Raw genomic sequence first — 562 nt, 5'->3', positions numbered from 1 at the left:
GTCCCAAGGGTATGGCTGTTCGCCATTTAAAGTGGTACGTGAGCTGGGTTTAAAACGTCGTGAGACAGTTTGGTCCCTATCTGCAGTGGGCGTTGGAAGTTTGACGGGGGCTGCTCCTAGTACGAGAGGACCGGAGTGGACGAACCTCTGGTGTACCGGTTGTAACGCCAGTTGCATAGCCGGGTAGCTAAGTTCGGAAGAGATAAGCGCTGAAAGCATCTAAGCGCGAAACTCGCCCAAAGATGAGACTTCCCCTGCGGTTTAACCGCATTAAAGAGCCGTTCGAGACCAGGACGTTGATAGGTCGGGTGTGGAAGGGAAGCATGGTAACATGTGCAGCTAACCGATAATAATTGCTCGTTTGACTCTATCATTTGAAGAACTTTGGAAGCAAAGTGAAATAAGATAAAGCTTACTGATGAATACATCTCATCACTTAATAAGATTTAAAGTTGATTTAATAATGGCTTCCCAATTTGACAGTTTATGTTTGGCGACCATAGCGGTTTGGTACCACTCCTTCCCATCTCGAACAGGACAGTGAAACATTCCAGCGCAGCGC

General features: G+C 47.3%; 2 rRNA genes. Both read left to right on the top strand.

The features are described 5' to 3' along the window. Positions 1-374: ribosomal RNA gene (locus L1D47_RS21040) — 23S ribosomal RNA — on the top strand; the annotation flags it as partial. 115 nt (positions 375-489) lie between these two features. Then, positions 490-562: ribosomal RNA gene (gene rrf / locus L1D47_RS21035) — 5S ribosomal RNA — on the top strand; the annotation flags it as partial.

This window comes from Shewanella sp. Isolate7, assembly GCF_022398425.1.
Taxonomy (GTDB): Bacteria; Pseudomonadota; Gammaproteobacteria; order Enterobacterales; family Shewanellaceae; genus Shewanella.
This window is presented reverse-complemented; position numbering and strand designations above follow the sequence as displayed.